This is a genomic window from Natranaerovirga pectinivora (assembly GCF_004342165.1).
Classification (GTDB): Bacteria; Bacillota; Clostridia; order Lachnospirales; family DSM-24629; genus Natranaerovirga; species Natranaerovirga pectinivora.
Window position 1 is genome coordinate 57,662 of record NZ_SMAL01000004.1, and the last position, 20,813, is coordinate 78,474.

Sequence of the window (20,813 nt, forward strand, 5' to 3'; positions counted from 1 at the left end):
GTTATTTATATAAATAACAAGTAAAATAAGGTCAGAAAACCTCTGACCTTATTGATTTTCAAAGTAATGCATTCTTAAAATCATCTATAATATCATCTATTTCCTCTAGCCCAAGGGATACCCTAATAAGATTATCCGTTATACCTAACCTTTCTCTTTCTGTTTTAGGTATTGCAGCATGAGACATCTTAACAGGATAGGAAACAATTGTTTCAACGCCACCTAAGCTCACCGCTACCGCTGCGAGAGTCACCTTCTTCATAAAACTTCTTGCTCTTTCAGGTGTGTCTGTTTTAAAGGACAAAACAGCGCCACTACCTTCTGCTTGTGATAAATGCAACTCTTTACCTGGATGATTCTTTAACCCTGGATAATAGACTTCTGTTACCCCATCTTGTTTTTCAAGCCAAGTGGCAAGTTCTAAAGCGTTTTTTTGTTGAAAATCCATTCTTACTTTTAGAGTCTTTATACCTCTTAATAACAACCAACTGTCTTGTGGCCCTAAAATAGCACCGAAACCATTTTGAACAAAATAAACTTTTTTGGCCAATGCCTCACTATTAACAACAACTAAACCACCTATTACATCACTATGACCACCTATAAACTTTGTAGCACTATGAATAACGATATCCATACCTAAGTCAATAGGCCGTTGCAATAAGGGTGTCATAAAAGTATTATCAATAATGGTTAGAATATTATGTTCCTTTGCTATTTTAACAACACCTTTTAAGTCTGTTACTTTTAATAATGGATTGGATGGTGTTTCTAAAAAAATTGCTTTTGTATTCTTTTTTATATTTTTTCTAATATTTTCTATATTTGTCACATTAACAAAAGTAATCTCGATACCAAATTTATTAAAAAATTTACTTGCAACCCTATGAGTGCCTCCATAAACATCTTCACATACAATAATATGATCATCCTTTTCAAAAATTGAAAGAACAGATGAAGTAGCTGCCATTCCAGAAGAAAAAGCAAAACCTTTATACCCACCTTCAAGAATTGCTATAGTTTCCTCAAGGGCCTTCCGAGTTGGATTCCCCGATCTAGAATAATCAAATTCAACGGGTCCATCAATATCTTTTTGATGAAATGTTGACGCCTGATAAATAGGAATGCTTAATGCTCCTGTTTTTTCATCTATTTCATTACCATTATGAATCAATCTTGTTCCAAATTTCATATTATTCCTCCTTCATTGCTTGTTCAAGGTCATTAATTAAATCATCTACATCTTCTATACCCACTGACAATCTTAATAGCTTATCATTAACCCCAATTTTTTCTCTCATTTCTTTTGGTATTGCTGTATGCGTTTGTTTGATAGGATAGGTAATAAGACTTTCTACACCACCTAAACTTTCTGCATAAGAAATAATTTTTACATTTTTCAATAGCTTATTAACTGTTTCAACATTTTTAACTGCAAAAGATAGCATTCCCCCAAACCCAGAGGCTTGATTTATTGATATCTCATACCCTTTATGATCCTCAAGGCCTACATAATTTACTTTTTCTATTTCTTCTTTTTCTGTTAACCATTTTGCAATTTCCATTGCATTCTCTTGCTGTTTTTTTAACCTAATGCCTAAAGTTTTCATACCTCTAAGAATCAACCAGCTGTCAAAAGGAGATAATATTGCGCCAATTGTTTTTTGTAGCAATTGAATGGGTTCTATTAACTTTTCATCTTTAACGACAACAAATCCTGCTAAAGTGTCGTTGTGTCCTCCCAAATACTTTGTGCCACTATGGAGTACTATATCAGCACCTAATTCCAAAGGACGTTGATAATAAGGTGATAAAAAGGTATTGTCTACAATAACTAAAATGGATTGTTGTTGTTTTAATGCACTTATTTTTTTGATATCCGTTACTTTCATCATTGGATTTGAAGGTGTTTCAATATAAATCCCCTTAGTCTTTTCATTAATACAGGTTTGTAATTCTTCTATATTACTTGTATCAATATAAGAAATCTTTATACCATTTTTTTTAGAAACTTGTTCAAACAGTCTATACGTGCCACCATATAAATCATCTGAAACAATGATATGATCACCTGGATAAAACAATTCTAAAGTTGTAGAAATCGCTGCCATACCACTAGAAAATGCAAAACCTGCTGTACCATTTTCAAGAGTAGCAATTGCTTTTTCAACTTCCTGCCTTGTAGGATTATTCTCTCTTGAATAATCAAATCCTGTTGATTGATCCACTCCTGGGTGTCTAAAAGTAGCACTTTGATAAATTGGGAAACTTATGGCACCTGTGACTTGATTTTCACCTCTGCTGCCATGTACAATTTTTGTTTCAATACCCAAACCTTCTTTTTTCATTGCTTCACAGCCTTTCAATATGTTAAATAAATTATCTTACCCTTTATATATTACTTATAAAAATGAGAACTTTACTATACTGACCAAAAGAAAAAAACCTTCCTAAGTAGGAAGGTTTTTTCTTCCTCTTATCTTTCAGCTTTTTGCTGCAGGATTTAGCACCACTGCATATATTTATGCCGGTTGCTGGGTTTCATCGGGCCAGTCCCTCCACCACTCTTTATAAGAGTTGTCATATTAAATTATTGTATTAGATTATCATACCAGTAAAGTTGTGTCAATATTTTTAACCTTTTACAATCATTTCAATTTCTATACTTGCTCCCATTGGCAAAGCTGCTACACCAATTGCTGAACGTGCAGGATATGGGGGTGTAAACTTATTTTTATACACTTCATTCATACCAGCAAAATCATCCATATTGGTTAAGAACACCGTTACTTTAACCACATCATCAGAGGTCAATCCTGCCGCTGCCAAAACGTTAAAACAATTTTCAAAACACTGCTCCGTTTGAGCTTTGATATCCCCTTCTACAATTTTACCTGAAGCATCAAGGGGTAATTGACCTGAACAAAAAATAATATCTCCTGCATAAGCAGCATGGGAATAAGGTGCAATAGGTGCTGCGCCAGCTGCATTAAATGTTTTTCTAGTCATTAATAGCACTCCTTCTTATCTTAGCTTTTTCATATTTTAATCTTGTTTTTCTTTATCTTTTATTATATCTCTTAACTTTATTCTAATCAACATATAGTATCTTATTTTGCATCTCTACATATAATATTTATAACCAAATCAAGTTACTTTTACAGTAAGCATTGACATAAATCAAGCTATACTATATAATAATCCCAACTAAATTATGTTAAATTCTATGAAGAGAAAAGTATCTATAGTGTTTTTTATAGCGATCAGGAGATGGTGAAAGTCCTGAAGAAACTTATAGAGAAAAAGGGTCTCTGAGAATCTTATTCGAGCTTTGGCAAGAGTAAGACGCTAACTGCGTTAAAGTTTCGAGTGGACTTATGTCAATTAGAGTGGTACCGCGGATTACTCCGTCTCTTGTTATAGAGGCGGTTTTTTATTACCATTTTATAAAAAATTTTTATATCTAGGAGGATTATTATGAATAAATTTATTAAACAATTAAGCCACATCTTTGAAGATACTTTTGAGCAATGTGGTTATGACAGATCTTATGGAACCGTTACAGTGTCTAACCGTCCTGACTTATGTCAATTCCAGTGTAATGGTGCTTTGCCAGCTGCTAAGAAATTCAAGCAATCTCCTATTGAAATTGCTAATAAAGTTCTTGAGGCTTTAAAAGACAATCCGATCTTTAAGTCCATTACAACAGCAGGTCCAGGGTTTATTAATATTATTTTAGAAGATGAATACTTAGTCAATTATATTAATGAATTGTCAAAAGAAAACAAATACGGATGCGCCGACCTTTTAGAACCAAAAACAATAATGGTAGATTATGGCGGTGCCAATGTTGCAAAACCGTTACATGTAGGTCACTTACGCTCTGCTATTATTGGTGAAAGCATCAAAAGAATCTCACGTTTCTTAGGCCATAACGTCATTGGCGATGTTCATTTAGGAGACTGGGGCTTACAAATGGGTATGGTGGTTTCAGAAGTAAAACGACGTCAACCAGACTTACCATACTTTGATGAAAACTATACAGGCGAATACCCTACCAAAGCACCTTTTACAATTAATGAATTAGAAGAAATCTATCCTGCTGCCAGTGGTCTGGCTAAAACCGATCCTGCAGCAATGGAAGAAGCTAGAAAAGCAACGGCTGAATTACAAAAAGGCCGTAAAGGGTATATGGCTTTATGGAAGCATATTCTTGATGTTTCTGTTGCAGACCTTAGAACAAACTATGGTAATCTTAATGTAGAATTTGATTTATGGAAAGGCGAAAGTGATTGCCAACAACATATTGATTATATCGTTGATTATCTTAAAGAAAATAATTACACAACCGAAAGTGATGGGGCTTTGATTGTTGAAGTGGCTGAAGAAACAGATACTTACAATGTACCTCCATTCATTGTTTTAAAATCAGATGGTGCTTCTTTATATAGCACGACCGATTTAACAACCATTTGGGAAAGAGTAAAAGATTATAACCCTGATCGAATTATATATGTAGTTGATAAAAGACAACAACTTCACTTTGAGCAAGTATTTAGATGTGCTAAAAAATCTAAAATTGCTAACGATGATCTTTCCCTAGAGTTCTTAGGCTTTGGTACAATGAATGGCAAAGATGGTAAACCATTTAAAACAAGAGAAGGTGGTGTTATGCGCCTTCAAGACTTAATTCAAATTATTAAAGACAATGTACGTGATAAACTAAGAGACAATAGTGGCTTTACTCCTGAAGAAACTGAAGAAATCGCTCGTAAAGTTGGTTTATCTGCTTTAAAATATGGCGATTTATCTAACCAGGTAACAAAAGACTATGTGTTTGATATAGACCGTTTCTCTTCTTTTGAAGGTAATACAGGACCATATATTCTGTATACCGTTGTAAGAATCAAATCCATTTTAAGAAAAGCCAATGAAGAAGGTTTATCTGCTTCCAAAATCATTGGAGCTTATAGCGATACTGAAAGAGATTTATTATTAACCATTTCAAAATTCAATGAAGTCATAGAAGGAAGCTATTTAGACAAAGCACCTAATCGAATATGCGAATATGTTTATGAGCTATCTAATTTATTTAATAAGTTTTATCATGAAACTAAAATTTTATCTGAAGAAAACATTGGTAAAAAATCATCTTGGATTGGACTTATAACTTTAACTAAAGATATATTAGAAACTTGTCTTGATCTTTTAGGCATTGAAACACCTGAAAGAATGTAATTTTCTATTGATAAAGAGGACTATTTGAAGTCCTCTTTTGTCTTTTAATGGTTTCAGTTCATATATTTATTACCATGTTTTTTTCTAATTAATTTCCAATTTCCTACCATACTAAATAAAGGAGGTACTATTAAATTTATATTTATCTTTGTTAAAGAAAGGAGTAGATCTTATGTTTTTTAAAAAAGGTATACTATCTACTGGTCTTTCATTTGCCATACTTCTACCCTCTGCTTCTCTATCACATGGTCATGCCTTGTCAGATCACACCGTTTTTTTTCATTCTTCTGCCATAGTAGCTGAAGATGAAAAAACTGAATTCTCTCCAGACATTAAAGAAAAAGCTAAAGACTTAAAATCTAAGTTTAAAAAAGGTGAAATAACCGAAGACCATTACCATGAAGAGATGAAAAAAATCAAACCTAAAAAATGTAGTCATAAAAGAGGGTCAAAACTTTCTGCTGAAGATAAAGCAAAATTAAAAGCACTTAAAGCTCAATTAGAAAATGGCGAGATAACAACACAAGAATTCAAAAAACAGTTTAAAGGGCTCCAAAATAAAGAATAGTATTTCTTGCAACTAATGTGCCTCCTAAAAAGAGATAGATAAAAAATTTATCTATCTCTTTAATCATACCACTCACCTACTGTCTTAAACTATACTAACCCCTTCTCAACTTTTTATATCATATCTTTTTACCTTTATCAACTGTGAAAGACTATTTATCGAATAATTCTTCACAAAAAAACACCTATCCCATAGATAAATGTTTTTGAGAGTGACGAAGTCACTTTGTTCTAATCTAAAAATCCTTGTGCTCATATATAAAGGTATCTCTTTGAATTTTATTACTGAATTTTTCTCTTATCCATCTTTTATAAATGATTCTTGTCACTGGAATAATTAAAGTGAACCCAATTATATCTGTTAAGATGCCGGGAGTTAATAATAAGGCCCCACCAATTAACACACATAACCCGTTAATAAGTTCCTCGCCTGGTAAATGACCTGTGCTTAGTTCATTTTGAATCCTACTAATGATCTGTTTTCCTTCACTTTTAGCCATATAGGCCCCTATTATCCCTGTTGTAATAACTAGTAAAATAGTATAACCCCAACTGGTTTTACTAGCTATTTCAATTAATACATACAATTCAACCAATGGCATAACTGTAAATAGCAACACGAGTTTGGTAAAGATATTTTGTTTTTTCATTAGATTCACCCAATCTATTATTTGCTTTTGTAATGGGATTGTACAAATATTTATATACAATTTTCTAAGTCCTCATATGCCTTTTTTACACCTTGAGCAAGTTGATCACTACAAGAAGTTAATTTTCTCTCGCATATAATACCTGAACATTTTTCTATTATTTTCTCTACTGTCCATCCATCAATTAAATGCGATATTGCTTTTAAGTTGCCGTTACAACCATCTACAAATTCAACATTTGTTATTACATTATCATTTATATCAAATGTGATTTCTTTAGAGCATATATTTACTGTTTTATATGTATATTTCATACTATATCCTTCCACATTCTTATTAACGCCTTTTAAATCAACACGTCTTTCTTCATATAATTTTATCATATCTTAAAATGTATAGCAAATACATCTCCCTTAATATTTTACAATAATATAAACCCACTAATATACCTAGATGTTTTAGTCGGCTTATTTTATTTACTCATATACAAAGATGATCTAACAAACTCTGTGTCAGACATAATATATTCATGACTTCTCATCAGTCCTGTATAAAGGGATGCACATATCTCTGAGGTATTATAGGCACATACAACCATAATTTTCATATTACTTATGTTCTTATCTGATAGTTTCTCGTACTGTTCAACTATAGAAAAAATATTTTTCTGTTCTTTCCATTCAACATGTGCCCAAGCACGAACAGTAATTCGTTTTTTTAAAAAAGATTGAACCAATTCTTCAAAATGCTTTAATATGCTTTGTAATTCAAAATCTCCATAACATTTATAGAACATATGATTATCAAAATAGTGAATTTTTTTTTGGTCATCTTCAGATAATATTTTTTTAACCTTCTCCTGAATTTGCTTGTAAATTTGTAGATTTTCTATAATAATAATGTGATGACCTCTTTCAATTCCGGCCTTTATATAAGCCATCATATTATCGATATACCTGTTTTTTCTTTTAAAAACATAAGCAATGTGAGCAGCATTTGAAACTTTAAGGTATTTGGTTACGGGAATAAAATCTGACATTATATCACTACTTTCTAATTATGTCTAACACTTATGCGGTTTTTAATACACATCAAATTATAAATCCTCTTGTATGTAAAAGGAAGGAAGTACCAAAGATTTTTTTGAAATAAAAAAGGGTGAATTAACAATCTCTCCATCTGTCATTAGCAGAGGGTATTTTTTCATTAACTTTATATGCTCTTCTGCTGAAACTAATGAAGCTTTGTAGGTTTGAACAAATAGAATCTTATCAAGTTCTATATCACTTTTTTCTAGTTTTCCTATTATATCGTATTGGCATATTTTTTCATTATGTAGCCAAATATATATTGATTCTTTATACTTATATTGTGATTGCAATTCTTTAACGCAAGAAACTATTTCTTCAAGATTTTTCTTGCAGCGCACACCTTTTTTAAAATGATGCAAATATTTCTTAATCTCCGTGGTACTATATATTTTTTCAAGTTCTCTATTTATATTACAGTAATCCTCTTCATTTTCTACAATTATACAGTGTCTATTCTTCTGAATTACTGCTAAAAGATAGGTTAGAAAATTTATGTAATAGTTTTGTATATTATTATATAAATATATCATATGAGCATGTTCGTTGCTATTGAAATAACTAATGATATCACTAGGAAATGTATTATTGATAGAACTTGTCCTCTTCTCTTCTGCGGCAAAATCAAATTCACTGTTAAAAAATTTCAATGGATTAAATCCTAGTGTACTTGCTATGTTTTTAGCAACGTTAATACTTGGATTTCTTGTCCCTCGTTCTATTTGTGAATAATACGACCTTTCTATAAAACATTTTGAGGCAACTTGTTGTTGAGTTAACCCCTTCAACTTTCGAAGATGTATTAGCCATTCTCTCATCGATCCTCCCCCACTCTTGAAGTTATCTCGCTTATAAGTTGTGTATAAAAGATATGGGTGCTTAGCTACCGTTAACATAATAATATTATAACATACTAAAAAAATTTATAACCTTGGTAAAAAATGCTTTTTTGTATATTATGCTATGTAACCGAAAGGATCAAAACTCATGTTATAGACTAAGCAGACTTCACAGTAGAACTCATAACAATCAACTCATTAATTAACCTCATTTACGCATTTTTTTTACCATACCTTATTTGTTGATACTCATAATATTTATTGATCAGTATGTCTAAATCTTGACTTATCTGTATAGTAATATTAGAATTACAACCGAATTCATTTACCGCTCTATTTAATTTTTCCTTACACACTTCTATTTCTTTCATTATTATTTCTTTCTTTATTAAGTATATCTCCTTCTTCACCTAATCACCCTTTTTAAAATACTAATTTATATAACTATCATAATCAGTTGGCTGCAACGAATGTGTCAAAACTTATATACAAAAAAAAACACTTACAATTCCAATCAGGTGTAAATGATATGTATAGTATGAATTAAATTTACTTAAATTGCGAAATAGCAGAACACTACAGCCCATTGACATTTATAAATTTTGAAACACCTAGAAAAAATATAACATGATTATAAATGTAATGATAGTGGCAAAAAGCCACATTAAAGTTTCATAGATGAACAGGAAGAAACAACAGAAAAAATTAATACTTGAGTGGAGTTTATCATATCTTACCTTTAAGGTCAACTCTCAGAAATAGACTAGCAAAATAATTATATTTATACTCATAAAAGCCTAAAAAAAAGGGGATATTTTGAAACATAAGGGAGTCTTACTCCCCTGTATCCCAAACATACCCTCTTCCATTACAGGTAAAGCATTTCTTTCCGAATTGCTCATATATTGGTTTTTTTATCTTTTTTCTTGTTAATTCAACAAGATTCAAAGGTGTCATACCTATTAATGTAGTTTTTACTGGATCATCGGTTATATAGGAATTTAGTTCTTGCAATAAAGACTCTCTATATTCTGGTTTTTTCATATCAATAAAATCAATGATAATAATGCCTGATAAATTTCTTAACCTTATTTGTTTAGCAATTTCTTTAGCTGCTTCCATATTTATTTTATACACAGTTTCTTCGAAGTTTTTCTTCCCTGAATACTTTCCAGTATTAACATCAATAACAACTAAAGCTTCTGTTGGATTAATGACTAAATAAGCTCCTGATTTCAGCCATACTTTCTCTTTCATGGCTTGTTCTATTTTTGTTCCTAGACTATTTAAGTCAAATAATGATAGATTGCTATCTTCATAATATTGTAATTCTATGTTGTTTAAATTGTACTGTTCTAAAAACCCTTTAATATCCGCATATATTTCCTTATCATCTACTGTAATTCTATCTAATTCATTATTATAATAGTTTCTTAAGGAAGCAATAAATGGGCTTGGTGACTTTTCTATTATTTGATAACAGGATCGGTACATGGCAATCTTTTTAATATTTTCATATCTTTCAATCAAATCATTAATTTCTTGGATAATATCTTCTTCACCAACAAATTGAGCGTTGGTTCTTATAATAAAACCATATTCTTTGCTTTGATAAGGTTTCATAAGTCGTTTTAATGTACTTTTCTTTTTTGTGTCTATAATTTTATTGGAAATGCCTATATAGGTTTTTCCATAAGTTAAGACCATATATCTTCCTGTCACACTAAAATGAGTGGTTAATACTGGACCTTTGGTTTTTGTACTTTCTTTCGTTACTTGAACAAGAATCTCATCACCAATATTAATTTTATCATTATTTTTAGAATTAAGAAAGATAAAACCACTGTTTTCTGTTAAAGAAAGATAAGCATTTTCTTCTCTTCCAATATCTACAAAGGCAGCATTTATATTTTTCAATATATTTTTCACTTTACCTATATAAATATTGCCTATGATTTGAGATTCATCTATATCTTGATAATCTAAATCTATTAAATTATCATTATTCATAAGAGCTGTAATAACTCTATTACTATTTTTAGTTATAACTAATTTTCCACTCATACCTACACTCCAATCATCTCATTTGAGTTAAGCATTCTCATTAGATATGCTCAATCCTATAATTGGTCCAAGGGCTTAAAACTTCCCTCAGCGAAAGCATATAATTCATTTCTGTGTATTCTATATTCAAAAGGTTTAAATTCTTTATTAATAAACTTGCTAAATGCTTCTAATACTAAGTCAGGCTTTGTATTTAACTTACTTCCTGTTGCTAGAAACATTTTAAATTCTTTGTCATCTGTAAAATTAAGCATTAATATGCCTTCTTTTATATTAACTTCTCTTCTTTTTTTCTTAGATTCCTTCATTATAAGGATTTCTTCTTGACTCATAAAAGCTTCAATGGCTTTTTTTGTATCCTCAACAGATAATTCCCACATATTTGGCTGTATGGAATAAGTCCCAGCCTCAATAATGGCCATTGAGGTTTTTGCATCATCCTCTAGTTCTAACCAATCCGTTATCCTTAAGCCACTTGGCACTACTTCATTGATCATATGAATGGCCTTTTCTTTTTCTAGCTTTTCTTTAATAACAATATCAATGTATTCCCCTTCACTTGTAACACCAATAGGCAATGGTGCACCTATTGATATTAACTGGTGTGGGTTAAAACCTTGGGAATAAGCCATAGGTACACTAGCCCTTCTAAAGGTTTTTTGAAAAACTCTTAATAAGTCAAGATGTCCAACAAATTTCATTACACCAGTTTTAGTAAATTTCATTCTAATTTTCATAACAAACGCCTCCACCTAATTCTTTTAAGCCACAATTAGCACATCCCGTACGACAATTAGGTGTTATTTTACACTCTATAGCACGTTCAAATTCACGGTATAAAAAGTCTTTCTTAACTTCTGTATCTATAAAATCCCAAGGAAAGATCTCATCTTTTTCCCTTGTTCTAGTGGTATAGAAATTAGGATCAATACCTGCTAATTCATAAGCCTTTTCCCATTTACTATAATTAAAATGCTCAGACCAAGAATCAAATTTTGAACCTTGTTTAAAGGATTCGAAAATTAAATTACCCACTCTACGGTCCCCTCTAGCAATAACGCCTTCCAGTGTACTTAATTTTGCATCATGAGAGTTGTATTTAATATTCTTTTTATTGATTTTTCTATTTAAGCTTCTTTGTTTTTCCATAAAAGAGTCATAACTGTCTTGTGGTGACCACTGGAAAGGTGTGAATGGCTTTGGTACAAAGAAAGACGTACTTAAAATAACTTGAACCTTTTGATGTCTCTTTTCCTTAGGCATTTTATAATATTCTTCTACTATATCTTGTCCTAATTTAGCAATACCATCTACATCTTCCATAGTTTCTGTAGGCAATCCTAACATAAAGTATAATTTGACTCTATTCCAGCCACCATTAAAGGCTTCACTGGAACCTTTAATAATATCTTCTTCTGTAATCCCTTTATTAATAACATCACGCAGTCTTTGAGTGCCTGCCTCAGGTGCAAAAGTTAAACTACTCTTTCTAACATCTTGCACTTTACTCATTACATCTAAAGAGAAATCGTCTATTCTAAGAGAAGGCAAAGACACATTAACGCCTTCTTCTTCTAATTCATCTATTAAATAATAAGCCAGGTCTTTTAAGCCCGTATAATCACTTGAACTTAAAGAAACCAAAGAAATCTCATCATGTCCAGTATTTCTTATTAATGTTTTAGCTTGCTCTTTTAACTGACCAAGATCTTTTTCTCGAACAGGTCTATAAATCATCCCTGCTTGACAGAATCGACAGCCTCTAATACATCCTCTAAACAGCTCAAGAACCACACGGTCATGAATAGTCTGTATAGATGGCACAATTGGTTTCTCAGGATAAGGCAATTTATTAACATCCATTACAACACGCTTTTTAATTTTTTCCTTAGCTTTCGGATTGTTAGGTGTAAAAGATTGAATAGTCCCATCCTCTTTGTATGCCACATCATAAAACCTAGGCACATAAATCCCTTCAAAATCCAATAACTTCTCTAAAAATGTCTCACGACTGCCTCCAGCCTTCTTATGCTCTTTATACATATCAAGAATATCATTAAGAGACTCTTCACCTTCTCCGATATAAAAGAAATCAATAAAATCAGCCAAAGGCTCAGGATTATAAGCACAAGGTCCACCTGCACACACAATAGGATGACTCTCATTCCTATCCTTAGCATAAATAGGCACATGACTTAACTCCAATACATTTAAAATATTTGTATAACTCATCTCATACTGCAAAGTAAACCCAAGAAAATCAAAATGCTTTATATCATCCTGAGAATCAAGAGCAAACAAAGGAATATTCTTCTCTCTTAAGATTTTTTCCAAATCAACCCAAGGGGAAAAAACTCTCTCTGCATAAGTATCCTCTCTAAGGTTTAGAAAATTATACAAAATCTGTAACCCTAAATGAGACATACCAATCTCATAAACATCAGGAAAACATAAAGCAAATCGAATATCAACACCCTCAACATTCTTCTCAGTCATATTATACTCACTACCAACATACCTAGCTGGCTTTTCAACACTCAATAAAATCTCATCTGTAAGACTTAACTTTTTCATCCATTGTACTCCTTCTAATGTCTTTAGTTCAAAAACAAATCATTTATCCTTTAAGTATTAAGGCTTTTTACTCTCGATTTAACAATTACGTACTCTTATATAATGATTTCTCAGACTAGCAAGCATTTATATATAAGATTAAACAGCGGAGCCAAGGATGGCGTAGCTCGACCCTTATAGCCAGGGATGGCTATGGGTCGATAAATCTTATATATAAATGCTTGCTAGTCGTCAACAGCCACTCTCTAATATTTATTTGCTCCAGAAAGTCCGAATAGTCTGATCATAAGAATCCATAAACCTCTCACTTAATGTCTCAATTTCTTCGTTATAGTATAGCATATCATATAATTTTTCACTAGTAAAATTCCCAATATTAAATTGAAATTGATGTATTACAATAACAAATATGAGTATAACAACACAAAAATATACTTTTACTTTAAAAAAATTTAATGGCGGTTCATCATAATAATCCCTTCTTGACCTACTACTACTTCTAGAACCACTCCTTGAACTGCTTCTACTGCTACTTCTCGATGTGCTTTTCCCTGAATTTCTAGCATTGACCCTAGTGTTACTTTTAGGCTTAAGTTTAGGTTTTGATTGTGCTTTTTGCAAATTCTTAAGTTTACTAATCATTATTACACCACCTAATTAACATAATATTTTTACTGTATACTATTCCTGAATAACTCAAGCTAAACTTCAATCTTCACTTTATATTTTTCAAGCCAATAGTTTAACTGTACAATATATGCTAAAAATTGTGGACCTTTCATCAGCTGACCAAACCAAGGTTTTTCAAATGGTAATGTTTGATCTAAAATGCCTTTCAAGCTTTTTTTATCAATGAGTTGATGGACTGGAGCATTTTTATTATCAATAACCTCTTGAAGCATTAATTTTACAAGGTTCTCGTACTTAGGATTATAAGTTTTTGGATAAGGTGATTTTTTTCTAAAGGCTACTTCTTCAGGTAAGAATCTTTTTAATGCTTCTCTTAAAAGTGATTTCTCTACATCATTTTCGTATTTTAACTCCCAAGGTATATTAAAGGTATACTCAATTAATCTATGATCTGCATATGGGACCCTAACCTCTAAACTATTAGACATACTCATTCTATCTTTCCGATTTAAAAGAGTGATCATAAACCATTTTATATTTAAGTAAGTTAACATTTTTATTCTTTTACTATGTTCATCTTCTGGTTCAATAAAATCTAATTCTTTAACCGTATCCATATATTTTGAATACACATAATCCTCATATGGTAAATTCCTTATGCTACCTGAAAGAATGCTTTTACGAAAATCTAAATGCTTATTCCAAGGAAATCCATCAAAATAAATATCATCAAGGTCCCTAAACCAAGGGTACCCTCCGAAAATTTCATCAGCACACTCTCCTGATAAAGCAACCGTATTGTCCTCTTTTACTTTCTCGCAAAATAAATATAAAGAAGAATCAATATCTGCCATGCCAGGTAAATCAAGGGCTTCAACAGAATTATACAATGATAGAGCTAACAAACTATTGTCCACTACAAATCTATGATGTTCAGACCCAATGTGCTTTGATACCACATTCACCCAGTAATTATCACTTGTTGGTTGGTAATAGTCCCCTTTAAAATACTTGTCATTGCCTTCGTAATCCAAAGAGTAAGTTTTTAAAATTCTCCCTTGTTCTTTTTCATGTAGAGCAGCTATTGCAGAAATACCACTAGAGTCTAATCCTCCTGATAAAAAGGTACAAATGCCTACATCTGAAACCAACTGTCTTTTAATGGCATCTTCTACTAATTCACTTGTAACTTCAATGGTTTTTTCTCTACTATCACTATGGCTATGGGGTTTAATTTGCCAATAAATTTTCTTTATTGTGGTTTTCGGTGTTAGAATGATATATTCTGCAGGCTTTAATTCATTTATATTATGAAAAATTCCATGACCTAAACTTCGACTAGGGCCTAGACCAAATAATTCTAGAACACCATCTTTTTTTAAAATAGGTTCTATGTCTGGATGTTTTAATAAAGCTTTTATTTCAGAGGCAAATATAAAATTAGAATCTATATTTGCATAAAAGAGTGGCTTAACACCTAATCGGTCCCTCGCCATAAATAATGTATTAGTATAATCTTCCCATACAGCAAAAGCATATATACCATTGAGACGATAAACACAATCTTCTCCCCATTCAATATACGCAACGAGTAAAACCTCAGTGTCTGAATGAGATAGGAAATAATGGCCCTTTTTTTTCAACTCTTCTCTTATTTCCTCTGTGTTATAAAGCTCACCATTATACACGATTGTATATTTGTATTGACCAATTTCTCTAGTCATTGGTTGTTTCCCGCCTTCAGGGTCTATTACTGTAAGTCTTCTATGGCCAAGCAATACATTATTGTGACAATAATAACCTACCTCATTAGGCCCTCGAAGGGCTAGCGTATCTGTCATTGATTGAATGATTTTTCTATGGTTTATAATATTATCCTTATAATTAACCCATCCTGTGATACCACACATTAAAATACCTCCTTGTAAACGTAAAGAATAAAGAGCAATATAGGCCTTCTATCAATTACTTTTTAATCTTAAAATTAATGGAATAATAAGTTTATAGTTAAAATTAGCACTGCTTGAACACTTTTAGCACCTCTAACAAATATATGTTTAGAAAAGTAAAAATATGATATTTATAGGCTTGATACCACTTGGTAATTATGGTAGGATAATAAGAAAACTCATACCAAAAAATGGCTGAGTCACCGTGTCAACCTGAACAAGTGAAGTGAAGGAAATGACAAAATAAGATACATTCAGGAGGAAGAAAATGAATAATGCTTTTGATGTTTTAATGGAAAGAGGTTTTATTGAACAAACAACTCATGAAGCAGAAATAAAAGAAATGTTTGCTAAGGAGAAAGTTACTTTTTACATAGGCTTTGACCCAACTGCAGATAGTCTTACCGCAGGCCATTTTGTAACAATTATGGCTATGGCTCATATGCAAAGAGCTGGCCATAGACCGATTGCTCTAATCGGTGGCGGGACGACTATGATCGGTGATCCTAGTGGTAAAGCAGATATGAGAAAAATGATGACTTTTGAACAAATAAATGCCAACGCTGAAAAATTCAAAGGACAATTATCAAAACTGATAGATTTTACAGATGGCAATGCCATTATGGTTAATAATGCAGATTGGTTGCTTAACCTAAATTATATTGAATTTTTAAGAGAAGTTGGTGTGCATTTCTCTGTCAACCGTATGTTATCAGCAGAATGTTATAAATCAAGATATGAAAAAGGATTAACTTTCTTAGAATTTAATTATATGATTATGCAGTCTTTTGACTTTTTAGAGTTAAATAAAAAATACAACTGTACCCTTCAATTAGGTGGTAATGATCAATGGTCTAATATCCTTGGTGGTGTTGAGTTAATTAGAAGAAAAGAAAGCAAGCCTGCCTTTGGAATGACTTTTAAACTTTTAACAACAAGTGAAGGTGTTAAAATGGGTAAAACCGTAAGTGGTGCTGTTTGGTTAGACCCAGAAAAAACCACACCATATGAGTTCTATCAATACTGGAGAAATATTGAAGATGTAAAAGTACAAGAATGCTTATCATTATTAACATTCCTCCCAATGGATGAAGTTAGACGCTTAGGCGCATTAGAAGGTGCTGAAATTAATAAAGCAAAAGAAGTGTTAGCTTATGAAGTAACTAAAATCGTTCATGGTGAAGAAGAAGCTAAAAAAGCTGAAACAGCTTCAAAAGCTTTATTTACAGGTGGTGCTATGGCTGGATCTGTCCCTACTTCAGAAATCGGAAAAAATGTTTTTGAAAACGGCATTGATATCATTTCTCTTATGGATAAAGCTGGGTTAATTACTTCTCGTTCCGAAGCAAGACGTTTAATCCAACAAGGTGGTGTGGCTGTTAACGATGTGAAGGTTGAAAGTGTTGATGCAACCATTACTTTAGCTGACTTTAAAGAAGATGGTACTTTATTAATCAAAAAGGGTAAAAAAGTTTATCATCAAGTGAAATTTATATGATAAAAATAGTTTACAACAAGAAAAGAGTGGGTTACCCACTCTTTTCTCATATTTATTCCCTCTAATAGATTGTCTTTCTTTCCAGTATGGACTCAAAACCAACTACAAGGGTGTTAATAACATTATTATAATCCACTTTAACCGAACCATCAAAAGAAAGATCAGAGAGTCCTTTTACTTCTGCTAACTTCTCTTTAATTTCTACTAATTTGATCTCTAATTCATCTTTTAATTCTTCATATTCCAGTCGCTCTTTTGAATCTTCTTTAAACTCTTCAATTTTTTCATTAACTCGTCCAATTCTGTCTTCCAATCCTTTAACTTTGTCTTCAATTTCTTTGATAAATTCATCTCTAATACTCATAAAAATCCCTCCAGATATAAGGCAGATTTTCTAGTTTCAAATACATTCTTGACAACCTATCACCAAGAATTTATATATCAATTGTATCATATATAATGTATTTGTCAAGTTAATGAAATTTTTTTAGTATTTTTGTTTGCATTTTAATAGTTATTGTAATAATTAATAAACAATTTATTAGTCTTCTTCTCCGAATAAAAAAGCATCTAAAAGCTCCCAACTTATACGCATGCCTTCATCTATCTTATAGTGAAGTAATCCATAACCGTTTATATGACCATCCTCAAAGTATCCTAGGACCCATCTTTCATTTAATAATATAGACTCTGTTGGCCACCATGTCATAGTTCCTCCAAGAACACCTTCGTATGGAATTAGATCATTATTATTATTTAAATCTTCTAGAATAGTATTAATATCAGAAATACCTTTCTCTGCAATTATTCGAAGACTTAGTTCATCAAAAGGTAAAGTCATAATCATGTCTGTTTTTAATAACTGATTTTCATTTTTTAATATCTCATTTTCCCTTATTAAGTCCTCTATCTGATTCACTAATTTATCCAAAAGTACATTTTCTTCTAGTACCTCTTCATCTTCTACAACTTCATCTTCTATATTCTCAATCCTATCCTTGTATTCACTTAGTGCTGTATTAGCAAGCTTCAATTCTTCATTTGCATTTCTTAAATCTCTAAGTTCATTACCATTTACAAGTAATAAAATAAAAAGTATACATATAATACCTAGACTTGCTATAAATAAGATAAAGTTTCTGTTTTTCATAAATATCACTCTCTTCATTCTATATTTCTCTTTCTAGTAAGAATTCATTAACCTCATTTACATTTAACTTACTGTACAGAGATACCTAGTTTTATAATTATTTATTCTGTAGTATTCTCAACTAGAATAGATTATAACCATTAGAACTTAAGAATATAAATTTATATTACTTTTTTTTCTTATTCTTATAACCTATAAATAGTGCTGTTATCAAGGTTATAAAAAATACAACTACTGCGATAAATGCAAAAATAAGAAAAGCTATATCCTCCCATGTTTGGGAGAAAAAAACTGCTTTAATAAAGAAACCCACACCTAATAAAGCAGCTATAACTGATGGAATATACTTTATTTCTGATTTAGTACTTATTTTGCTTAAGTAGAGGGTAAGGATAACAAAAAGTATTGCAAAAAATAGTATCAATAATAATAAATTTTCCATATGAATGACCCCTTTCTTATTTACTTAATAAGTTTACTGGCACATAATACTTGGAATATCTTGAGCCGTTGTTATCCACAAATTGCCCCTTTGTATCCTTAACCATTACTGTTGCATTTTTATTAATTCTATAAATAACACCTGTTTTTTTATAGCCTTCAAAAGTAAAACTCACCATATCACCAAGATGTAGCCCTAAACTTTTCCCAACTATTTCTCTATTGGTGGGCAATTGATGATAACTGCTGGTATGTCCAAAAAGATTAAAAGCCAGTTCTTTAAATCTCTGTCCTTTACAGCTGGATTTATAAAAACACAAAAATTCTATAACATGACATAATTCATGTTCAAAAACCAATTGCAATGCTTCAAAACTATTATTGGTTTTAATGCCACAAACACTTTTTTCAGATTTTAATGCGTTGTATTTTAAAAAGAAGTTAACCCCTATACGAATTTCAATGGTTACATCTTCCGCCTTTATTACGCTTATATTTTTAGGACACATTGTAAGTCCAGCACTTTTTGTCATTCGATTTGATAATGAAAATAATAATTGGCCTTTGAAATGCTTTTTAAACCAACTTTCAAAAAAGATTTTGTCATAAAAATCAAACAAAATCCTTATATCATCATTACTTAATTTGTTAATATTAGGAGTTCTAATATTTAAAGATTCCAGAAAAAATTTGGAAGCTACTTTTTTTCTTTTTTCAGTTATGTTACTTTCGTTATAAGTAATATTAAGCATATTCTACATATCCATTTTCTCTAGTATTTCTTTTAAAGCAATTAATTCTTCTTTGGTAAGTGTAATACCTTTACCCATTTTTTCTCCATCTGGTGCCCATTCTCTTATATCATACTTTGGCTCTCTATCATTCCAGCTAATGGATCTTAATTCTTTTGTCCAACCTTTATTTGATTCTGATAAAACACCAAGTTTTTCTTTAATATCGTATTTAATTTCTGCCATAATAATCCTCCTTTATAAAACAAATAATATATCTTAATAATATCGTATCTTAACCCATTCGTCAAAATTTAATCATTAACAACAAAGTGACTTGGTCACTTTCAAAAACACTTATTAACTTCTTATCTGAAATCATCTTTTTACTTTATAAGAAAGAGAACTTTCTATAAAGTAATAAAGGGCTATTATTATATATGCCTATATAATAATAACCCTATAGCATTTATTTACTTAACCCTTCTACAAACAATTCTGTATTGTACCTAAGCATTTTTATATAAGTTTCTCCATCACTTCCAGGCTTTCCTAATGCATCTGTATATATGGCACCTGCAATTGGCACATTGGTTTCATTACTAATCATCTCCATATATCTTTCATCTACCGTTGTCTCTATAAACAATGCTGGTAATTCAATCGCTCTTACTAAATCTACAATTCTTGATATTTGTTGTGGTGTCCCTTCTGAGTGGGAATTTAATTCCCAAATACCTTCTGTTTTAAAACCATAAGCTTCACCATAATACTTTAAAGCATTTTCACTTATAATAATCACTCTGTTTTTTTCTGGTATTTTTTCAATTTCTTCTTTAATCCAAGTGTCTAAAGCTTCTAATTGAGAAATATAAGCTTTGGCATTTTGATCATAGTATTCACTATTATCAGCATCAATTGTTTTTAATTCACCTAATATATTTTGAACATAGTAATTGGCTACTAATGAAACATCAAACCAAGCATGTGGATCTGGTACATCTTCGCCTACTAAATTAATAGGCGTTATACCCTCTGTTAAATGCACTATGTTAACATTAGTAACATTGGTTAGACCTCTTTCTATTACTTCTTCTAAGCCCCAACCATTCATAAATAATATGTCTGCATTATTTACTTTCATTAAATCGCTTGAAATAAGTTCATAGTCTTCAGGGTTATCACCTACTGGTACAATAAACTCTACAACACCTTTATCTCCTACTATATTTTCAACTAAATCTGCTATTATTGATATTGTAGTAACAATATCTAATTGATCTGATTTATTATTATTTTCACTTTTTTGACTACAAGCTGTTAACAAAATGAATGCTGATACTATGCTTAACAGAAAAAATTGCTTACCTCTTTTTAAATACATTTCATTCCAC

General features: G+C 31.2%; 22 protein-coding genes, 1 riboswitch and 1 other annotated feature. Of the genes, 3 read left to right on the forward strand and 19 right to left on the reverse strand.

Features of this window, described 5'->3' with window-relative positions:
• Nucleotides 1-58: 58 nt before the first annotated feature.
• From EDC18_RS07260 to EDC18_RS07270, 3 genes are all read right to left on the reverse strand, one after another.
• Nucleotides 59-1,192 carry a trans-sulfuration enzyme family protein gene (locus EDC18_RS07260; RefSeq protein WP_132251747.1) on the reverse strand — a complete coding sequence of 378 codons (1,134 nt, stop codon included), beginning with the start codon at nucleotides 1,190-1,192 and terminating at the stop codon, nucleotides 59-61.
• A 1-nt stretch (nucleotide 1,193) separates the two neighbouring features.
• Nucleotides 1,194-2,348: a trans-sulfuration enzyme family protein gene (locus EDC18_RS07265; protein WP_132251749.1), complete on the reverse strand. Its 1,155-nt coding sequence runs from the start codon at nucleotides 2,346-2,348 to the stop codon at nucleotides 1,194-1,196.
• Nucleotides 2,349-2,473: 125 nt separating this feature from the next.
• Nucleotides 2,474-2,577: riboswitch (SAM riboswitch) on the reverse strand.
• Nucleotides 2,578-2,634: 57 nt separating this feature from the next.
• Nucleotides 2,635-3,009 (reverse strand): RidA family protein, encoded by a 375-nt coding sequence (locus EDC18_RS07270; RefSeq protein WP_132251751.1) that lies wholly within the window; start codon nucleotides 3,007-3,009, stop codon nucleotides 2,635-2,637.
• A 208-nt stretch (nucleotides 3,010-3,217) separates the two neighbouring features.
• Nucleotides 3,218-3,418, forward strand: a binding site (T-box leader).
• Nucleotides 3,419-3,477: 59 nt separating this feature from the next.
• Between EDC18_RS07270 and argS the strand changes: the two genes are divergently transcribed.
• Nucleotides 3,478-5,238, forward strand: coding sequence for an arginine--tRNA ligase (gene argS / locus EDC18_RS07275; protein ID WP_132251753.1), 1,761 nt, complete (start codon nucleotides 3,478-3,480; stop codon nucleotides 5,236-5,238).
• Between the two features lie 172 nt (nucleotides 5,239-5,410).
• A complete protein-coding gene (locus EDC18_RS07280) occupies nucleotides 5,411-5,806 on the forward strand; it encodes an SHOCT domain-containing protein (RefSeq protein WP_132251755.1) in 396 nt (131 codons plus the stop codon).
• Nucleotides 5,807-6,041: 235 nt separating this feature from the next.
• On the opposite strand, the gene EDC18_RS07285 is transcribed toward EDC18_RS07280, so the two are convergent.
• The 10 genes from EDC18_RS07285 to asnB all read right to left on the reverse strand — a co-directional run bounded on the left by EDC18_RS07285 (nucleotide 6,042) and on the right by asnB (nucleotide 15,560).
• Nucleotides 6,042-6,455, reverse strand: a complete 414-nt coding sequence (locus tag EDC18_RS07285; RefSeq protein WP_243115087.1) for an FxsA family protein — start codon at nucleotides 6,453-6,455, stop codon at nucleotides 6,042-6,044.
• Nucleotides 6,456-6,505: 50 nt separating this feature from the next.
• Nucleotides 6,506-6,769, reverse strand: a complete 264-nt coding sequence (locus EDC18_RS07290; protein ID WP_132252067.1) for a TIGR03905 family TSCPD domain-containing protein — start codon at nucleotides 6,767-6,769, stop codon at nucleotides 6,506-6,508.
• Between the two features lie 158 nt (nucleotides 6,770-6,927).
• A complete protein-coding gene (locus EDC18_RS07295) occupies nucleotides 6,928-7,494 on the reverse strand; it encodes an MEDS domain-containing protein (protein ID WP_132251757.1) in 567 nt (188 codons plus the stop codon).
• Between the two features lie 57 nt (nucleotides 7,495-7,551).
• On the reverse strand, nucleotides 7,552-8,361 hold the full coding sequence (locus tag EDC18_RS07300) for a helix-turn-helix domain-containing protein (protein WP_132251759.1): 810 nt from the start codon (nucleotides 8,359-8,361) through the stop codon (nucleotides 7,552-7,554).
• Nucleotides 8,362-8,594: 233 nt separating this feature from the next.
• On the reverse strand, nucleotides 8,595-8,792 hold the full coding sequence (locus tag EDC18_RS07305; RefSeq protein WP_132251761.1) for an aspartyl-phosphate phosphatase Spo0E family protein: 198 nt from the start codon (nucleotides 8,790-8,792) through the stop codon (nucleotides 8,595-8,597).
• A gap of 424 nt (nucleotides 8,793-9,216) precedes the next feature.
• Nucleotides 9,217-10,446, reverse strand: a complete 1,230-nt coding sequence (locus tag EDC18_RS07310) for an Rne/Rng family ribonuclease (protein ID WP_132251763.1) — start codon at nucleotides 10,444-10,446, stop codon at nucleotides 9,217-9,219.
• A 56-nt stretch (nucleotides 10,447-10,502) separates the two neighbouring features.
• Nucleotides 10,503-11,183 carry a TIGR03936 family radical SAM-associated protein gene (locus EDC18_RS07315; RefSeq protein WP_132251765.1) on the reverse strand — a complete coding sequence of 227 codons (681 nt, stop codon included), beginning with the start codon at nucleotides 11,181-11,183 and terminating at the stop codon, nucleotides 10,503-10,505.
• Nucleotides 11,173-13,020 carry a TIGR03960 family B12-binding radical SAM protein gene (locus EDC18_RS07320; protein WP_132251767.1) on the reverse strand — a complete coding sequence of 616 codons (1,848 nt, stop codon included), beginning with the start codon at nucleotides 13,018-13,020 and terminating at the stop codon, nucleotides 11,173-11,175. The genes EDC18_RS07315 and EDC18_RS07320 overlap by 11 nt, the downstream gene beginning before the upstream one ends.
• 252 nt (nucleotides 13,021-13,272) lie before the next feature.
• Nucleotides 13,273-13,662 carry a hypothetical protein gene (locus tag EDC18_RS07325; protein WP_132251768.1) on the reverse strand — a complete coding sequence of 130 codons (390 nt, stop codon included), beginning with the start codon at nucleotides 13,660-13,662 and terminating at the stop codon, nucleotides 13,273-13,275.
• Nucleotides 13,663-13,721: 59 nt separating this feature from the next.
• Entirely contained in the window at nucleotides 13,722-15,560 is a 1,839-nt protein-coding gene (gene asnB, locus EDC18_RS07330) for an asparagine synthase (glutamine-hydrolyzing) (protein ID WP_132251770.1), read from the reverse strand.
• A 307-nt stretch (nucleotides 15,561-15,867) separates the two neighbouring features.
• Here asnB and tyrS point away from each other — a divergent pair, with 307 nt between their 5' ends.
• Nucleotides 15,868-17,097 carry a tyrosine--tRNA ligase gene (gene tyrS / locus EDC18_RS07335; protein ID WP_132251771.1) on the forward strand — a complete coding sequence of 410 codons (1,230 nt, stop codon included), beginning with the start codon at nucleotides 15,868-15,870 and terminating at the stop codon, nucleotides 17,095-17,097.
• 61 nt (nucleotides 17,098-17,158) lie between these two features.
• Here tyrS and EDC18_RS07340 read toward each other — a convergent pair whose 3' ends face one another.
• The 6 genes from EDC18_RS07340 to EDC18_RS07365 all read right to left on the reverse strand — a co-directional run bounded on the left by EDC18_RS07340 (nucleotide 17,159) and on the right by EDC18_RS07365 (nucleotide 20,803).
• Complete coding sequence (locus EDC18_RS07340) at nucleotides 17,159-17,461, reverse strand: hypothetical protein (RefSeq protein ID WP_132251773.1); 303 nt, start codon at nucleotides 17,459-17,461, stop codon at nucleotides 17,159-17,161.
• Between the two features lie 177 nt (nucleotides 17,462-17,638).
• Nucleotides 17,639-18,247 (reverse strand): hypothetical protein, encoded by a 609-nt coding sequence (locus tag EDC18_RS07345; RefSeq protein WP_132251775.1) that lies wholly within the window; start codon nucleotides 18,245-18,247, stop codon nucleotides 17,639-17,641.
• 166 nt (nucleotides 18,248-18,413) lie between these two features.
• A complete protein-coding gene (locus EDC18_RS07350; protein ID WP_132251777.1) occupies nucleotides 18,414-18,689 on the reverse strand; it encodes a YesK family protein in 276 nt (91 codons plus the stop codon).
• Nucleotides 18,690-18,705: 16 nt separating this feature from the next.
• Nucleotides 18,706-19,440 carry a hypothetical protein gene (locus EDC18_RS07355; RefSeq protein WP_132251779.1) on the reverse strand — a complete coding sequence of 245 codons (735 nt, stop codon included), beginning with the start codon at nucleotides 19,438-19,440 and terminating at the stop codon, nucleotides 18,706-18,708.
• A gap of 3 nt (nucleotides 19,441-19,443) precedes the next feature.
• Entirely contained in the window at nucleotides 19,444-19,665 is a 222-nt protein-coding gene (locus EDC18_RS07360; protein ID WP_132251780.1) for a YdbC family protein, read from the reverse strand.
• Nucleotides 19,666-19,888: 223 nt separating this feature from the next.
• Nucleotides 19,889-20,803 carry a metal ABC transporter solute-binding protein, Zn/Mn family gene (locus EDC18_RS07365; RefSeq protein ID WP_132251782.1) on the reverse strand — a complete coding sequence of 305 codons (915 nt, stop codon included), beginning with the start codon at nucleotides 20,801-20,803 and terminating at the stop codon, nucleotides 19,889-19,891.
• Nucleotides 20,804-20,813 lie beyond the last annotated feature (10 nt).

Coding starts and splice junctions, on each gene's coding strand:
- EDC18_RS07260 (WP_132251747.1), bottom strand. CDS start 1,192: ATGAAATTTGGAACAAGATTGATTCATAATGGTAATGAAATAGATGAA.
- EDC18_RS07265 (WP_132251749.1), bottom strand. CDS start 2,348: ATGAAAAAAGAAGGTTTGGGTATTGAAACAAAAATTGTACATGGCAGC.
- EDC18_RS07270 (WP_132251751.1), bottom strand. CDS start 3,009: ATGACTAGAAAAACATTTAATGCAGCTGGCGCAGCACCTATTGCACCT.
- argS (WP_132251753.1), top strand. CDS start 3,478: ATGAATAAATTTATTAAACAATTAAGCCACATCTTTGAAGATACTTTT.
- EDC18_RS07280 (WP_132251755.1), top strand. CDS start 5,411: ATGTTTTTTAAAAAAGGTATACTATCTACTGGTCTTTCATTTGCCATA.
- EDC18_RS07285 (WP_243115087.1), bottom strand. CDS start 6,455: ATGAAAAAACAAAATATCTTTACCAAACTCGTGTTGCTATTTACAGTT.
- EDC18_RS07290 (WP_132252067.1), bottom strand. CDS start 6,769: ATGAAATATACATATAAAACAGTAAATATATGCTCTAAAGAAATCACA.
- EDC18_RS07295 (WP_132251757.1), bottom strand. CDS start 7,494: ATGTCAGATTTTATTCCCGTAACCAAATACCTTAAAGTTTCAAATGCT.
- EDC18_RS07300 (WP_132251759.1), bottom strand. CDS start 8,361: ATGAGAGAATGGCTAATACATCTTCGAAAGTTGAAGGGGTTAACTCAA.
- EDC18_RS07310 (WP_132251763.1), bottom strand. CDS start 10,446: ATGAGTGGAAAATTAGTTATAACTAAAAATAGTAATAGAGTTATTACA.
- EDC18_RS07315 (WP_132251765.1), bottom strand. CDS start 11,183: ATGAAAATTAGAATGAAATTTACTAAAACTGGTGTAATGAAATTTGTT.
- EDC18_RS07320 (WP_132251767.1), bottom strand. CDS start 13,020: ATGAAAAAGTTAAGTCTTACAGATGAGATTTTATTGAGTGTTGAAAAG.
- EDC18_RS07325 (WP_132251768.1), bottom strand. CDS start 13,662: ATGATTAGTAAACTTAAGAATTTGCAAAAAGCACAATCAAAACCTAAA.
- asnB (WP_132251770.1), bottom strand. CDS start 15,560: ATGTGTGGTATCACAGGATGGGTTAATTATAAGGATAATATTATAAAC.
- tyrS (WP_132251771.1), top strand. CDS start 15,868: ATGAATAATGCTTTTGATGTTTTAATGGAAAGAGGTTTTATTGAACAA.
- EDC18_RS07340 (WP_132251773.1), bottom strand. CDS start 17,461: ATGAGTATTAGAGATGAATTTATCAAAGAAATTGAAGACAAAGTTAAA.
- EDC18_RS07345 (WP_132251775.1), bottom strand. CDS start 18,247: ATGAAAAACAGAAACTTTATCTTATTTATAGCAAGTCTAGGTATTATA.
- EDC18_RS07350 (WP_132251777.1), bottom strand. CDS start 18,689: ATGGAAAATTTATTATTATTGATACTATTTTTTGCAATACTTTTTGTT.
- EDC18_RS07355 (WP_132251779.1), bottom strand. CDS start 19,440: ATGCTTAATATTACTTATAACGAAAGTAACATAACTGAAAAAAGAAAA.
- EDC18_RS07360 (WP_132251780.1), bottom strand. CDS start 19,665: ATGGCAGAAATTAAATACGATATTAAAGAAAAACTTGGTGTTTTATCA.
- EDC18_RS07365 (WP_132251782.1), bottom strand. CDS start 20,803: ATGTATTTAAAAAGAGGTAAGCAATTTTTTCTGTTAAGCATAGTATCA.